This window comes from Bradyrhizobium sp., assembly GCF_035652035.1.
In the GTDB taxonomy this organism is placed as follows: domain Bacteria; phylum Pseudomonadota; class Alphaproteobacteria; order Rhizobiales; family Xanthobacteraceae; genus Bradyrhizobium.
On record NZ_DASREO010000013.1, the window covers coordinates 1 to 15,062 of the forward strand.

At 60.2% G+C, this 15,062-nt stretch carries 14 protein-coding genes; 2 read left to right on the forward strand and 12 right to left on the reverse strand.

The features are described 5' to 3' along the window. Positions 1-247: 247 nt before the first annotated feature. Both VFB05_RS03700 and VFB05_RS03705 read right to left on the reverse strand, forming a co-directional pair. Positions 248-1,579, reverse strand: coding sequence for an MFS transporter (locus VFB05_RS03700; RefSeq protein WP_325008918.1), 1,332 nt, complete (start codon positions 1,577-1,579; stop codon positions 248-250). A 56-nt stretch (positions 1,580-1,635) separates the two neighbouring features. Then, a complete protein-coding gene (locus tag VFB05_RS03705) occupies positions 1,636-2,358 on the reverse strand; it encodes an ROK family protein (RefSeq protein ID WP_325009158.1) in 723 nt (240 codons plus the stop codon). Positions 2,359-2,554: 196 nt separating this feature from the next. Here VFB05_RS03705 and cutA point away from each other — a divergent pair, with 196 nt between their 5' ends. Both cutA and VFB05_RS03715 read left to right on the forward strand, forming a co-directional pair. Next, positions 2,555-2,848: a divalent-cation tolerance protein CutA gene (cutA, locus tag VFB05_RS03710; protein ID WP_325008920.1), complete on the forward strand. Its 294-nt coding sequence runs from the start codon at positions 2,555-2,557 to the stop codon at positions 2,846-2,848. A gap of 67 nt (positions 2,849-2,915) precedes the next feature. After that, the gene (locus VFB05_RS03715) at positions 2,916-3,851 is read left to right on the forward strand and encodes a 3-keto-5-aminohexanoate cleavage protein (protein WP_325008922.1); all 936 of its coding nucleotides are present in this window, start codon (positions 2,916-2,918) and stop codon (positions 3,849-3,851) included. Positions 3,852-3,880: 29 nt separating this feature from the next. On the opposite strand, the gene VFB05_RS03720 is transcribed toward VFB05_RS03715, so the two are convergent. The 10 genes from VFB05_RS03720 to VFB05_RS03765 all read right to left on the reverse strand — a co-directional run bounded on the left by VFB05_RS03720 (position 3,881) and on the right by VFB05_RS03765 (position 14,879). After that, positions 3,881-5,122 carry an aromatic ring-hydroxylating dioxygenase subunit alpha gene (locus tag VFB05_RS03720; protein ID WP_325008924.1) on the reverse strand — a complete coding sequence of 414 codons (1,242 nt, stop codon included), beginning with the start codon at positions 5,120-5,122 and terminating at the stop codon, positions 3,881-3,883. Positions 5,123-5,275: 153 nt separating this feature from the next. Next, on the reverse strand, positions 5,276-6,001 hold the full coding sequence (locus VFB05_RS03725) for a GntR family transcriptional regulator (protein ID WP_325008926.1): 726 nt from the start codon (positions 5,999-6,001) through the stop codon (positions 5,276-5,278). A gap of 262 nt (positions 6,002-6,263) precedes the next feature. Continuing rightward, positions 6,264-7,532 carry a class I SAM-dependent methyltransferase gene (locus tag VFB05_RS03730; protein ID WP_325008928.1) on the reverse strand — a complete coding sequence of 423 codons (1,269 nt, stop codon included), beginning with the start codon at positions 7,530-7,532 and terminating at the stop codon, positions 6,264-6,266. Positions 7,533-7,554: 22 nt separating this feature from the next. Next, the gene (locus VFB05_RS03735) at positions 7,555-8,532 is read right to left on the reverse strand and encodes an NAD-dependent epimerase/dehydratase family protein (protein ID WP_325008931.1); all 978 of its coding nucleotides are present in this window, start codon (positions 8,530-8,532) and stop codon (positions 7,555-7,557) included. Next, on the reverse strand, positions 8,529-9,614 hold the full coding sequence (locus VFB05_RS03740) for a Gfo/Idh/MocA family oxidoreductase (protein WP_325008934.1): 1,086 nt from the start codon (positions 9,612-9,614) through the stop codon (positions 8,529-8,531). The genes VFB05_RS03735 and VFB05_RS03740 overlap by 4 nt, the downstream gene beginning before the upstream one ends. Positions 9,615-9,634: 20 nt before the next feature. Next, positions 9,635-10,180 (reverse strand): NUDIX hydrolase, encoded by a 546-nt coding sequence (locus tag VFB05_RS03745; RefSeq protein ID WP_325008936.1) that lies wholly within the window; start codon positions 10,178-10,180, stop codon positions 9,635-9,637. Positions 10,181-10,183: 3 nt separating this feature from the next. Then, positions 10,184-10,942 (reverse strand): glycosyltransferase, encoded by a 759-nt coding sequence (locus VFB05_RS03750; RefSeq protein ID WP_325008938.1) that lies wholly within the window; start codon positions 10,940-10,942, stop codon positions 10,184-10,186. A gap of 64 nt (positions 10,943-11,006) precedes the next feature. Beyond that, the gene (locus VFB05_RS03755) at positions 11,007-12,245 is read right to left on the reverse strand and encodes a nucleotide sugar dehydrogenase (protein WP_325008940.1); all 1,239 of its coding nucleotides are present in this window, start codon (positions 12,243-12,245) and stop codon (positions 11,007-11,009) included. Then, on the reverse strand, positions 12,242-12,976 hold the full coding sequence (locus VFB05_RS03760) for a class I SAM-dependent methyltransferase (protein WP_325008943.1): 735 nt from the start codon (positions 12,974-12,976) through the stop codon (positions 12,242-12,244). Before VFB05_RS03760 ends, VFB05_RS03755 begins: the two co-directional genes overlap by 4 nt. A 64-nt stretch (positions 12,977-13,040) precedes the next feature. Beyond that, a complete protein-coding gene (locus VFB05_RS03765; RefSeq protein ID WP_325008945.1) occupies positions 13,041-14,879 on the reverse strand; it encodes a hypothetical protein in 1,839 nt (612 codons plus the stop codon). Positions 14,880-15,062: the final 183 nt, after the last annotated feature.

Sequence of the window (15,062 nt, forward strand, 5' to 3'; positions counted from 1 at the left end):
ACCATTGCGCAGGGAATGCCGGTTCGTTTGGCTGACCTGTGGTGACTAACTCGTGTGCTTAACTACTTTTGCGCACGAGGCTGCGGGTGAGCTGATCGCCCGGCATTCCCTGCGCCCTCGATCAGGAGGGTTTCGTCCAAACCTCGGGCGCCATTGCGTCGCGAGAGCGTGTTTTGCTGGCTATGGCTCTTTGACAAGTGAACAGGAAGTAAGGGCGAGCCTTGCCGGGTCGGCCGAAGCACGGCCGTCAATGCTTGCCGGCACGCGCGGCCTTCGAAGGCGCGGTCTCCGGCATCAATATCATGGCACCGAGACCGACCGCAGTCGCAAGCAGCAAGTACCACGCAGGCGCGAGCGCGTTCCCTGTCACTTCGGTCAGCCAGGCGACGACGAGCTGCGCCGTGCCGCCGAAGATCGCGATCGCAATCGCGTAGATCGTTGCAAAAGCGCCGCCGCGGATGTGCTTCGGCAGAGCTTCGACGAGACCGACGTAAAATGCGCTGTAGGGAATTGAACCGATCAGGGCCAACAGACCGAGGCCGCCAAGCAGCGCTGCGGAATTGCGGCTTTCCACCACCCACAGGAATATCGGATAGGTCAACAGCAGCGCGACGAGTTGCGGCCAGACCATGACCGGCCATCGGCCCGCACGATCGGCGAGCCAGCCGCCAAGAAAGGCTGCCGCAATTCCGATCCCGTTGCTGACGACCGTGGTCGCAAAGGCGAGCGGCGCATCGACGTGCAGGGTATGCTGCGCATACGTCGTCATGTATTCCGTCACATAGGTGATGATGGTGCCGCTTGCCAGAATGAGAAGCCCGAGGCCCAGGAGACGGGTGTTGCCGCCCAATGTCTTTCTGGCTTCGCTGTCCTGAACCGCAATCGCCGGCGTCTCGGCCCGATGAAGGGTTTCAGGCAAGGCGCGGCGCAGCCATAGCCCCACTGGCAGCGTGGCCGCGCCAAGCAGAAACGCGATCCGCCAGCCATAGGCATCTAGCGCCTCGCTGGTCATGGTCAACGACAGGATTTCGCCGACCAAGGCGCCCGCGGTCGCGGCAATCTGCTGGCTCGCCGGCTGAAACGAAACCGCAAAGCCGCGATGTTTGTCAGTTGCCGCTTCCATCAGGTAGGCGGTGGTCGGACCGACTTCGCCGCCCAGCGAGAAGCCCTGCGTCAGCCGCGCCAGAATGATCACGATCGGGGCCGCGATCCCGATCGTCTCGTATGAGGGCGTGAGCGCGAGCACGAGAATGGCGATACCCATCATCGCAAAGCTGAGGATCATCGCAGGCCGGCGCCCTGCCCGATCCGAATATGAGCCGATCACGACCGCGCCGATCGGCCGCGTGACGAAGCCGGCGCCGAAGGTCGCCAGCGACAGCAGGAGGCTGCCGAACTCGGTTCTGAACGGGAAAAACGTGTGACCTATCTGGGTGGCAAAGAAGCTGTATGTGACGAAATCGTAGAACTCGAGCATGTTGCCGACGGTCGCGCCGAGAACGGCGGCGAAGGTCAGGCCGTCTTCCGATGCTTCGCCGCCGGGCGCATTCGAGCTCGTCTGATCGGATGCCATTGCCATGATACGGTTGCCCCTCAAGCCATCGCGAGCGGACGGCGCTTGCAGTCGATATCAGTTCATCCGTGCTTTGCCGTCGCACGAGAGGTCTTGTTTGTGCGCGTGTCCCAAAGTTTGAAGCCGCCCTTGAACGCATTGGCATTGTCTCCCAACCGCGCCTTCGGGGGCAAGCGTCCGAGTTTTTCGGCATTCCCGCCTCCGAGCACGACATAGTCGGGCTCCAGCGCCGCGACGAAATGCTCGACGACATCGGCCACCTTCCGCCTCCACTTCTTCTTGCCCAAACGTTCAAGGCCCGCGGCTCCCAAGCAGTCCTCGAACGTCCTGCCCTTGCGATAAGGCAAATGACCGAGCTCCATCGGCTCCAACATGCTGTCGACGATCATGGCCGAGCCGAGGCCGGTGCCAAGCCCGAGGAACAGCATCCGGCCGCCCTCATAGCTGCCGAGAGCCTGCATCAGGGCGTCGTTGACCACCCGTGTCGGCTGGCCGAACGCCTTTTCAAAGTTGAATCCGACCCAGCCCTTGCCGAGATTATGAGGCTCGGCCAGAGGCCTGCCGTGCGCGACGGGTCCGGGATAACCAATCGAAATGACGGTGTAGGACCAATCCGCCGTCAGCTCCTTGACCTGTTTCACCATCGCTTTGGCTGTGAGATGCGGGCCGGAGGCGAATTCGCGCTTGGTGAGGTTCTTGCTGTCCATCGCCTTGACATGGGTGCCCCCGACGTCGAGCACCAAAACGATTTGCCGCGACCGTCGTTTTGTTGAAGGTTTTTTCATGAGCTGAATGGCTTGAGGTTCCAAAAGAACAAACACTGGCGCAGCCGTTGAGTTGCCGACGTTCAAGAAACTTTCGCCAAAAAATTCAGACCATTCCGACTTGAAACGCATCGAGCGAGCGGCCGAAATAGAGCGGTGCCGAAAGCCGGCCGAGGAAATGGAGGTAACGTTGAGCCACACACGCGCCTGCGTGGTCATGACGACCGTATCGAACAAGGAACAGGCGGAGAAGCTAGCGAGGACGGTTCTGGAGGCTCGCCTTGCGGCCTGCGTGCAGATTCAGGAAATTACCAGTTACTATTGGTGGGATCAGAAGATAAACCACGAGGCCGAGCAGTTGCTTTATCTCAAGACGACCTCCGACAAATACAAGGCACTGGAAGCGCTCTTGATCGCCAACCACAGCTACGACACGCCGGAGATCCTTCAACTGCCGGTCGAGGCGGGTTTTGAGAAGTACCTCGGCTGGATGCAAAAAGAGACAGGTTAGGACTTTCCAGCTAGAGGCCAGAGCGGTGATCTGAACATATGATGACCGAAAACCAGGGAGAAAAACAATGGCGAACAAGGATCGTGTGATCATCACCTGCGCGGTGACCGGATCGATCCACACGCCAACCATGTCGCCGCATCTGCCGATCACGCCGACCGAGATTGCGGACGCCGCGATCGGTGCAGCCGAAGCGGGCGCAGCGATCGTGCATTTGCATGCGCGCGATCCACGCGACGGCCGGCCCGACCAGTCGCCCGAAGCGTTCGCGCCGTTCCTGAAAGTCATCAAGCAGCGAACCAGCGTGGTGGTGAATATCACGACCGGCGGCGCGCCGACCATGTCGATCGAGGAGCGTGTGCGGCCCGCGGCGACATTCAAGCCGGAGGTTGCCTCGCTCAACATGGGTTCGATGAATTTCGGACTCTATCCGATGCTCGCACGCTACAAAGACTTCAAATACGACTGGGAAAAGCCGTATCTCGAGGGCTCGCGCGATCGCATCTTCAAGAACACCTTTGGCGATATCGAATATATTCTCACCACCTGCGCCGAGAACGGCACACGATTCGAGATCGAGTGCTACGACATCGGCCACCTCTACACGCTGGCCCATTTCGCCGACCGCGGCATCGTCAAGCCGCCATTCTTTGTGCAGTCGGTGTTTGGCATTCTCGGCGGGATCGGCGGGCATCCGGAAGACGTGATGCAGATGCGGCGTACGGCCGATCGCCTGTTCGGACGCGCCAATTATCACTGGTCGGTGCTGGGTGCCGGCCGCAACCAGATGCCGATCGCCGCGATGGCGGCTGCGATGGGCGGCAACGTCCGCGTCGGCCTCGAAGACTCGCTATGGCTCGGCCCCGGCAAGCTGGCCGAAAGCAATGCGGCCCAGGTGCGGCAAGTGCGGCAGCTGCTCGAAGGGCTTGGGCTGACCGTCGCGACGGCGGACGAGGCGCGCGAGATTCTCTCGCTCAAGGGCGCGGACCAGGTCGGTTTCTGAGCGGAGATCTCCACCATGACTCGACAAAATCAAAGCCGCTGGGCCGCGCGGGCGTAGGCCTCGATGAGCCAGGCGTTGAACTGAACGAGTGTCGTCTCGAGCGGCCCATAGATGCCTTCCGGCGCAAAGCGCGACTTCTTGCCGAACTGCATGCCGGTGTTTTCGGGCACGTCCTGGGCCCAGATCTTTGCCCCGCCCTCCATGACGTGCGCTGCGCGCTCGGCAAAGTCGGCAAGCTCGATCGTCGAGCGGGGAAGCAGCCAGCCGCCTGCGGTCTGGCGGTCGCTGGACGCGAAGGTCGCTTCCACGCCGGTCGCCGAGAGCAGCGTGAATGCGATCGCGTTCGGCGCAAAAACGAGTGTCATGCTCGGCGGGATCAAAACAAAGGTCAGTCGCTGGCGCTGCGCCCCAGATATGGTCTGGATCGGCGGGAACGCAGGGTCCTCACCCCAGCCGTCGCGGTTCATGCCGCCGTCCGGCTTCAGCATCGGCACCGTCCGGACGATCGCATTGTCACCGGGATTCATCTCGGTGAATACAACCCCGCCATCGGCAGTCACGCTGGGCGCGAAATCGTGGGTGCCGCGATGGACGAACTCCGGATGATAGGCGTCGGTGAAGTTCTCGACATGCACCTTCCAGTTCCAGGGCAGCGGCTTGTCGGCAAGCTTGGGCGGGATACCGACGAGGTCGGCGTCTTCATAGCCCGACCAGAACGGCTCGACCTTGGCGAGCGAGGGAGCAAGCGGCTCGGCCAACGGATCGAGGTTGACGAAGATGAAGCCATGCCAGATCTCGAGCTTGATCGGCGTCAGCCGCTCCGTCTTCCGCATTTCGCCGACGTCGTCCCGGCCCATATGGGGCGCGCCGATCAGCCTGCCCTCGAGATCGTAGGTCCAGTAGTGCAGCGGACAGCGCAACGTCCTTTGATTGCCGGCGCAGGAGAGAACCTGTCCGCGATGACGGCAGATCGCCGCCATCGCGCGGACCTCGCCGGCTGGCGTGCGCGTGACGAGGATCGGTTCTCCGGCAGGCCTGGCGGAGATGCAATCGCCGGGATTGGCAACCTGCTCGATGCGGCCGACGCATATCCACGCGTACGAAAACACTTGCCCGCGCTCGAATTCGAAGAACTCCGCGGACGTGTAGCATTTGGCGGGCAACATCCGCTTCGGCGAAGCGGCGCTGGATAGTTTGTCCAGAATGCCACGAACAATCGCTGATGTTTCGTCATTCGCTTTGGCAGGCCGTGTTTGCTGAAGATTGGTCACGCCGCAATCCCCGTTTGGTTCGATCTGCCGTCGAAATTATCGTCACACGCCACCGATTGGCGAGCGCCATAAAATCTAAATTCCGCAGGAATCCGGGCACTGCGACAAGCGCCGGCGGCGCCGTGGCGCTAGCCGGTCGCAATGACGCATCCATCACTCGACGTACTGCTGCAGCACGATGTCCGTGATGGCCTGGATATGATCGCTCATCAGACGAGAAGCGCGCCTGACGTCGCGGCTGATCACAGCTTCCATAATATCCCAGTGGTCGCTTGCCGTTCCCGCCATATAGGAGCCGGAAGGGAGCGTCAGGCGCCGATAGCGGTCGAACCGGTCATGAAGCTGGGACCAGAAATTCAGCAGCGCGGGAGAGCCGCATTCGGCAATCAGCGCGAAGTGAAATTCGCGATGGCAGGCTTCCCACACGTCGGATATCGGCTCGTCGTGGCCGGCCTTCAGCGAGATTTGCGAAAACATCTCGTAGATGCGCTGGATTTCACCCAGCCAGGAATCGCCGCCGCGGGCAATCGAAAGCTGCAGCGCCGAGATTTCAAGTTGTTTGCGCAGCGTTGCGATGTCGATGAAGTCGGCGCGCGACGCAGGCGCGACCCGAAAGCCGCGCTGGCTTTCCGAGAGCACGAGGCCCGCGCCGGACAGAACCGCGAGCGCTTCGCGAACCGGCGCTACGCTCGTTTCGTAGCGGGCGATGAGAACCTTGAGATAGAGTTTTGCGTTCGGCTTGAAATGGGCGGAAAGGATATCGCCTCGCAAGCGGGCCAGCACATAGGACGAAGCCGATGCCGCTGCGGTTCGATCCAGGCGGCGATACTTCCACTGAAGCGAAGTTGCTGCCCATGGCAGCGCATCGGCTGCTAACATATGCTCACTCCGCTGCGGCTGGTCGCTTCGACGTTGCGTCATGCATGGTGCCCGCTTCACCAGCATTGGGTGGTGCCTGCAAGGCTCGATGCATTATCTGTGCCACTAATTATGGCAGTGGCTGCCTACTTCGCGGCACGCCAGCGCCCAGTTTTCAGGCAATCCGGTCAAGACGCTGCTCTTCTCGTTGAAATTTCGAAATTTATGAACGGCGCAACCCGATCGCTGATCGTAGGCGACGACTGCGCGGTCGTCGGCCTGCCTACAAAAAGCGAGGTTCCGGCAACGGCGTGATGAGCTTTCCGCGAAAACCCTTCGCCCTCAGCTTGGGAGCGAGTTCGGAAGCGATGTGCCAGGAGAAGATGATCGCACAATCCGGCTGATCCTCGAACATCTGGCTCTCCTCGACCACGGGGATCAGCGTTCCCGGCATGCATTTGCCGATTTTCAGCGAACCCTCGATTTCGCAGACATAGTCGATGATCGCCGAATCGAGCCCCATGTAGTTGATCAGCGTCGACGCACGCGACGGAGCGCTGATGCCGCAAATTCTGCCGCCCTGCTCCTTGATCTCGCGGATCATCGAATGGAGCCGAAGCTTGGACAGCATCACGTCGTGACGGAAGGCGGCAAGGCGCTTGCGCATGGCCTCGCCGCGTGGCTCGGCATCGAGCATCTCTCTGACGCTGGACTGAATGGCGCGCGTTCCCTTGCGCGCCGCATAAACCCGGATCGAACCGCCATGCGTCGGAATCTTGCGGGCGTGAAATACCTCAAGTCCATGCATGGCCAACAGGTGAGCGAGGCTGCCGACCGAATAATACCGCAGATGCTCGTGATAGACCGTGTCGTATTGCAGCGTATCGAGCAGGCCGATCAGATAGTGCGACTCCGAGATGAAAACGCCGTCGGGGGCGAGCATCGCCATGATGCCCTCGACGATCGCGTGAACGTCCTCGATATGCGCAAAGCAATTGGCCGCAGTCACGACCTTCGCGGCCCCATGTTTCTCTACGACTTCGCGCGCGACCGCCGTCGAGAAATATCGCTGAATGGTCGCGATGCCGCGCTGATTGGCAATCGCCGCGACATCGGTCGGCTCAATTCCGAGAATGCGGTGACCGCCCTTCTGGAAATTCGAGATCAGCGTACCGTCGTTGGAGCCGATATCGACCACAAGGTCGTCTTTGCCGAGGCCGAGCATCTTCGAGGACTCCGCATACAGCTCCGCGAAGTTGTCGCGGAGAATGCGGGTCATGCCGCTGGTGTAGGGATATTCCGGCGGGAAGATGATGACGGGATCGACGGCCAGTCCGAGCTGGACCAGCTCGCACTTGGGACAATGCAGCAGGCTGGTCGGAAACCATGGCTGCTGGCGCTCGACCTCTCCGATTCCGACCATCTGGTTGACCGGCGGCATGTATCCCAGCGACAGCACTGTCTCCAGGTGCTCATGCCCGCAAACCTGGCAGGCCTCGACCGGGACGCTCGCTCCGGTGCCTGCAGCACGGGCAACTTTCACAGGAAACATCAGAACCTCCCCCAAAACCGGATCATATCTTTGCCTGCAGTTCCTCGTGCGCCCAATACCAGTCGACGGTCGAAGGCAAGCCGTTCGCAAGCGGGACCTGCGGCGAATAACCGAGCTTTTTAAGCTTCGCGATATCCGGACATCGGCGATCGGTGGCGCCCTCCGGCGCGGGGCCGGCGACAAGCTCGATTTCACGCCCTCGATGCGCCGCGATGCGTCGCGCGAGGTCGGCGATCGTGATCTCTTCGGTCGTGCCGACGTGATAGATGTTGAGATGTTCGCCCTTGGCGCGCATTGCCATGACGCCGCGCACGAGGTCGTCGACATGGCAGAAGCTGCGGGTCTGGCTGCCGTCGCTCTGCAACTTGAACGGAATCTTGCCGGAACGGTGCTCGGCCGCGGACTGCTTCAGGCGCAAGGAAAATTGCGGGATCACGTGTTCCCAGCCCATGTCCGGACCGTAGACATTGTGCGGACGAAAGATCAGAACGCGGTCGAAGTACTTGCGTCCATAATTGATCGCCATCAACTCACTGATGATCTTGCCGCCACCGTAGGAATAACGTGGATTGCCGGGATCCGGCACCACCAGCGGCGCGCTTTCGTCGGTCGGAATATGCGGCGGCGTCTGGTAGACCTCGGAGCTGGAAGCCAGAATCAGAGAGCGCACGCCTTCGCTTCGACAGGCATCGATCACATTGATCATACCCTTCACGCCGACGTCGAGCACAAGCTCGGGAGCGCTGTAGAAAAACTCGGTGCCGTTGACAAAGGCGAGGTGATGCACCTCGTCGACGCCGTGCACTGCGCGCGTCACCGCCGCCGGGTCGCGGATGTCGCCGGCGATGAACTCGATGTGATCGGCAACGTCCTGCAATCGGCGCATCGCGCCGCGCGAGTTGTCGTCCAGCACCCGTATCGAGTGGCCGTCGCGGACCAGCGCTTTGACCAACGCCGCTCCGATGAAACCACTGCCGCCCGTAACCAGTATAGAGCTCACGGCTGCCCTTCCTGACTTTCCGGCTCGGTGTCGAGCCAATGGCCAAGTTCATTTGCACGGCGCGCCATATCGAGCAAGGCTTGGACCCGCAAACCCTCGCGGAAGCCGTTTGTCGCGGGAACGCCACGCCCGATCCCGTCAAGAAAGCGCGCGGCCAGGCGCGAAACCGGTGCAATTCGTCCGTCCGACGGAAACTGCAGATCGATGTCATCGGTCACGCTGATGACGTCCATCGCCTTAGCAGGCCGCCGACCAAGCGACAGACGAAATCCGCGCATGTAATCCGTCGTCTCGTTGATGAGGGTCAAGGTTCCCTCCTCGCCGTAAAACTCGATGCGATGGCCGGATCCAAGGTAGGAAGCACAGCTCATGGCGAGGTTGCCGGCCGCGCCCGATCGAAAAATCATGCTGATGCCGACATTCGTTTCCATCGCCGGTTTGTCGGGCAGGCCTGAGATCGTGGCCGACATTCCCTTGATCGGACCGCAGAACCACTCCAGGTAATGGAAACAGTGGCTGACGAAATTGCCAAGTGCGCCCCCGCCTTCAGCGCCGCTCGTCTTCCAGTTTGAAAGCCGCATCCGCGTCGCGTAGTTCTCGACGTTCCAGTTCACGTCGACGTGGCGAAGGCGGCCGATGGCGCCTTCGTCCAGCAGGGACTTCGCCTTTGCCCAGCTCAATATTTCGCAGAAATTGAAATCGACCATCGTCGTGCAACCGCTCGCGTCCGCTGCCGCGGCCATGCGACGGGCGGTTGCGAGATCGGCCGCCATCGGCTTTTCCGCAAATACCGGCTTGCCCAATTCGAGCGAGCGAAGGGCGACTTGCGGCTGCAACGCGGGTTCGGTTGCGATGCAGACGACATGAACATCCGGATGCTCGATCAGTTGCTCCCAACTGCCGAATGCCAAGGGAATGTTTTCGGCCCTGGCAAGCTCGGCTGTGCGCTCGGCTTCGCGACCGGCAAGCGCCACAACCTTGCAACGCGGATCGAGACGGAAAGCCGGCAGCTGCACCAGGCGACCGTAGTTGCAGCCGACGATTCCGATTCCGACCGGGAGAGCTAGCGGTACAGTTGTCATGACCGGTGCGCGAAGCGCGCTCATCTCAACGTTATGAACGATCTCAATTCGGCAAGCAGAAGCGAGCCGAGATGCAATTGCGATACGAAGTCGCCCGATTTGACCATCGCGACAAGCTCGTCCGCCGTGACAAGTTTGACGCTGATGCCTCGTTCGGGCACGAAGTCGGCGACACGCTCGCCGGTCTCGACAAAGAAGGAATGAATGCGGTTGCTCAGCCGTCCGCTGCACGGCGCCGCGACACCGAGCGGATAGATCGCGCGCGTCGGATAGCCGGTCTCTTCGAGCAATTCACGCCGGCAGCCCTCGACAATGTCCTCTCCCGGCTCGGCAAGGCCTGCCGGAAGCTCCCAGGTGAAGCTTTCGAGCGCGGGCCGGTATTGGTGAACGATCGGAAAATGCCCGCTTGGGGTCAGCGCGACGATAGCGAGATAATCCTGTTGCCTGACCGCGTGATAGATCTCGGTCTCTCCCGGCGAGAATTCGACTGCTCGCGCAACGAGCTCCACCCATGGCGAGATGCGCTGGATATCCCTGGATCTGATTTTCGGCCACTCATCGGACATGCGCTAGGCCGCCCGAACTGATTTGGATTGCATCGTGACGGAGGCCGGCGAACGGCGAAGATAGGTCGTCGCAAATGCATATCTGAACCACCGCAGATAAGCGGGCAACCACTTGAGGACACGAAACCGGCTGGCGCCGTGCTGGCGTTCGAACCAGAGCGCTGGAACCTCGCCTATTCTCCAGCCCAGCCGGTGGACCTTCACCAGCAACTCGATGCTGTAGCAAAATCCCTGATCGGACTCGACCCTGATCTGATCGATGACCCGCCGCGAGAACATCCGGAACCCGCTGGTCGGGTCTCTGGTGGGCAGAGCGGCAAGATGGTGCAAGGTAAAGGCCGCCGTCCGCACCAGAACCGCCTTGAGCCAAGGACAGCCCTGCATCGTCCCGCCCGGAATAAAACGGCTCGCGCAAACCACATCGCAGCCACTGCGGATTTCCGTAATCATGCGGTCGAGGATCCCTGCGTTGAAGTCGTCGTCCGCCGGGTAAACCACGATGATGGGAGCGGTGCTTGCGGCAAAGCCGGACATGACCGCGGCATGGGCCCCGCGTCCCGGATTGCGGACGAAGGTAACGTCGAGGCTGGCATAGGCCTCAGGCTCGGCCCGAACCGCAGGCAACGTGTTGTCTTCCTCGAAATCATAGCAGATCAGTACCCGCGAGGTCGTCCTGACCTCAAGCGCAAGCGCTCGCAACGTCGCGAGAATATTGGGGCCCTCGTTGTAGACCGGGATGACGATATCGAGTTGATGGTCCATCACTTGAATGCCTGTCGGTCCAGAGAGGCCGCCTGTCGACCCGCGGCCCATCCGAATGAGCGCGTCACGAAATGACGTTGGCGTTCTCCAGCAGTCCCCAGACGTCAACGACCGGTTTGCCCTGAAAATCGGCGCTTCTGTAACTGACGTGCGGAGTGCAAAGGATCAAAATGTCGCTGCGTGTGATTACTTCATTCAACGGCAACAATTCAGGATCAATCGTGACGAAGGGATCGGTCGTCAGCACTTCGCGGGCAAAGCCGTTCAACACCTTCTTGAACTTGTAGCTCAACGACGCGCGTACGTCGTCAATCTCCGATTTGAACGCCATCCCGAGCAGGCCAACTGTCATCTTGCCAAGGTCGTAGCGCCGACGAAGATCGGCAATGACGTGCAGCGGCAGGCCCTCGTTGATGAGCATCGCGGCATTGCCAAGGCTGAACTCGTTGCGCGCGAACGCGCTGAGCTGCATCGTGTCCTTCATCAGGCAGGGACCGGCGGCATATCCAGGTTTGGGAATGTTTTTCGCACGCGGATAGTTGTGCTTCATTGCCGCCAAGATACGCTGATAGTCCACGCCGGCGGACTGGGCGATCAGATAGAACTGATTGGTCGCTGCAAATTCGATGTAGCGATAAGCGTTGCCGAACAGCTTGGCGAATTCCGCCTCGATCGGCGAGAGCTCGACGATCTCGGGCGAGATGATCCGGAACAGATCGGTTGCTTCCCTGACGGCATCCGGCGTAGTGCCGCTGACGATTTGCGGCATCCGGCTGAGTTCCTCGATGCCGTATCCCTGCACAATCCGCTCGGGACAAAACGCAACCTTAAGATCACGGTTCTTGCGCTTTAGATGCGCGTCAACCGCATCGGTGGTTCCCGGATAAAGCGTAGAACGCAGGACAAGAAGCTGGCCGTCGGAAACATAGGGCAGAAGGCTGTCGAGACAATTGAGAACCACGTGACGTTCGGGGTTCAGGAATTCGTCGACCGGCGTGCCGATCGTCACGATGATCGGGCCGGACTTCGATATCGCATCCGGCGTGTTCGTGAAGATCAGCTTGTGATCCCGGAGCGCCTTGGAAAGCAGATATTCCGCGCCGTACTCGATGAAAGGAAGGCGTCCTGCCTTCAGCGCAGCAACATTGTCCAGGTTCAGATCGTTGACGTTGACCGTCAGGCCCTGGCCCGCAAAGGATAGCACCAGAGGAATGCCGACATGCCCCGCACCGCCCACAACAGTGAGGTCTGCGGTCCCTGCGCGGTCGGCATCGCTTCGGGCGGCAAGATCGAGAATCGTCATGGCTTCTGACCAAAGGTTAGAACGAACGAACGCAGCGGCTTCATGAAATTCGGTGCGAACAGGGCGCGATCGAGCGCGTTATAGGCAGGCAGCAGTAAACGCATTTTAGATGATGCAAGATAGCGGTAGCTGAGGTCAGAAATGTAATCCGTGTCGACCTTGAATCCGGGATTGCTGAACACCGCGGCAACCTTATGCGCAAGCACGGGCCGCTCGTTCTCAGTCACGCCAACCGAACTGTAGAAAGGCGAGGAGCGATCGCGATAAAGATACATGAAGGGGTTCATGCGATTCGGGTCGAACGCAACAAACGAGCCACCGGACTTCAGGACCCGAAAGACCTCGCGGGCGCAACGGGTCGGGTCCGGAAGATGATGAACTAATCCGCTCAGCAGGACGCCATCGAGGCTGCCGTCTGGAAACGGCAGCTTCTCGACGTCACCCTCGAGAAATTCGACCTTCGGATATTTCTTGCGCGCCAGAGCGATCAGCTTCGGGCTGAGGTCGAGGCCGACCGCCTCATAACCCTGCCTGTTCAAGAGGTCGGTGAACACACCGGAGCCACAGCCGAGGTCGGCGACCTTCATCCCCGGCGCGAACCCGGCCAGCCGAGCGCATGTCGCAACCAGACGGACGTTGGTTTCCGGGGTGAATACGTCATAGGCATCCATCGCGGCATGGCCGTCGAAGAACGCGATTTCCTTCTGCTTGTCCTGCGACAGGCTCACCATTCGAAATCTCTAGCATGGCGATATCGGTCGAGCAATAAAGGCTTGGTTTTCCTCACAATTTTGGTCATCTCCCCAACCGCATGTCGGTGATCACGTAGCCTCCTGCCTGCGGAAAACGCAAGCTCAGTTTACCCACCCGCGGATTGAGGGAGTATGAATAGAGCTGCAACAGATCCACGGAAACGACGCCGCCGCCGTCAGGAACCGCAATCCGGTTGGGCCGATAAGGGATCGGCAGTTGCCCCTCAAACAGCACTTCAAATTGTGTCTTCTCTCCCGGCGGCAGTTTGTCCGGAATGGCACTGACATTCATCGACAGAACATGGGCCAGTTCGGGATCCCAATCGCCCGGCATTAACATCGCGAGAGCACCGCCCGCCGTCGTAAATGATACCGAGTTCGCCGTGCGGCTGACGACATTGGCATTCTCGATCGCCAGTCCGTCGAGCCGTAGCGGCTGCGCATCGGGCCTGATCGTCTTGCGGGGCTCCAGCTCGACACTGTCGAGATAAAGAGACTGCAGGTCTGAATTCGTTTGGAGAGCACGAACAAATGCGGGGTCGGTCGCATCGCGCAGGCTTGGGACCGTTCGCGTGCCTTCCTTTCCCCAATTGTCCATCGCCGTGTTGCGCAACAGCGTCAGTCGCTCATCGAAGCCCTGGAAGAAGGGCCGGTAATGCGCGAGGTTGTACCTGTAAAGCAGGACGGCGTGGGTCGGGTAAATAAAATTCCCGTCGAGCGTCGGAATGTGCATCGGCGCGGGCGCGGTGCTGTCAGCATAGCTCCTGAAGACACCGACAAGATGGTCCATCTGCTGCCCCCGCCGGATGGCTTCGGTGCGGAAAATATTGTCCTGGCGCTTGTATTGAACGAAGACCGCGGCGGCGATCAACACCGCAAGCACCGCACTCGCTTCTCTCCAGCACTTTGGAATTTTGCTGACGAGGCAGGACAGCAGATAAAAATTCGCGATCGAAAACCAGAGGTAAGCGTAAGTGTTGTACTTGCCGACCGAATTGACGACATCGTCAATGCCGGTCAGGCGTCGCCCAAGCGACACTACGATGATGACGATGACAGAGGGCAGCAGTAGCGCCAGATAAGTTCGGCGCTGCACCATCGTGACGTTCAGAGAGCCACCGATCGCGAACGCGAATGCGAATGCCACTGCGGCAATTCCCTGACTCGCAAGATCCGCCCGCCGCAACGGGAAAAGCAGCGACCTGTACAGTTCGAGCGCGACGCCTTGGGAGAACAGGAACCAGGCGCTCTTGATCACAGCTACGGCCGACAGCGGGCTATGCGCCATCGAAAGAAACGCATCGTTGTGCACGACAGCTGCAAAATAGGCGGCAAATACAAGCAGGCCCGCCCCAAGCCCGATCGTCAGCCAACGGAAATCAGCGTCAAACATCCGGAGCGGCGACCATTTCGCACCAGGGCGCGCGAGCTCGTTGACATAGGCAAAGCCGCCCACCGCCATGGGCACGTAAGCACCGGACGGATGTATGAAAGGCGCAACGACGCTGACCACGAGAGCGAGCCATTTGTAGACAAACGAGCCGCCCAAACGCCAGCGAATGATCGCAAGGATACCGACCAGACCAAGCAAGCCGATTTGCGAATACATGCTCATCGAATAGTAGCCGACCGTGGGATCGTAGTTCCATACGGAGGCCGATATCGTGGTCAGAAAGAACAAGGACGAAACGATCAGGTTCGTGTCAACGGCAATCAGGATTGCAAGTGCAGTCAGGCTGACCGCCAATACCAGCGAAAGGAAATATAGGTTCCACCAGGCCTCATTAACGCCGAACAGTGCGTACATGCCGGCAAAGAAAATCCGAAACAGGGGGATGGGCACATCGCCGTGGACCAGCCAGAGCGATTGTGCCAGCGGCATCGTGCGCACGACCGAGAGAATGTCGAGGTCGTCATACATGAAAGTCCCGTGGATCCCGCCAAACCATCTGGTCAGGAAGACGAAAGGCGTCATCGCGAGGGCTGCAACGAGGAAGCGCCTTTTCCTGGATTGGTCGACGAGCCGAACTGCGTCGAGAAAGCTTCGCCGGCCAGCCATGACCCA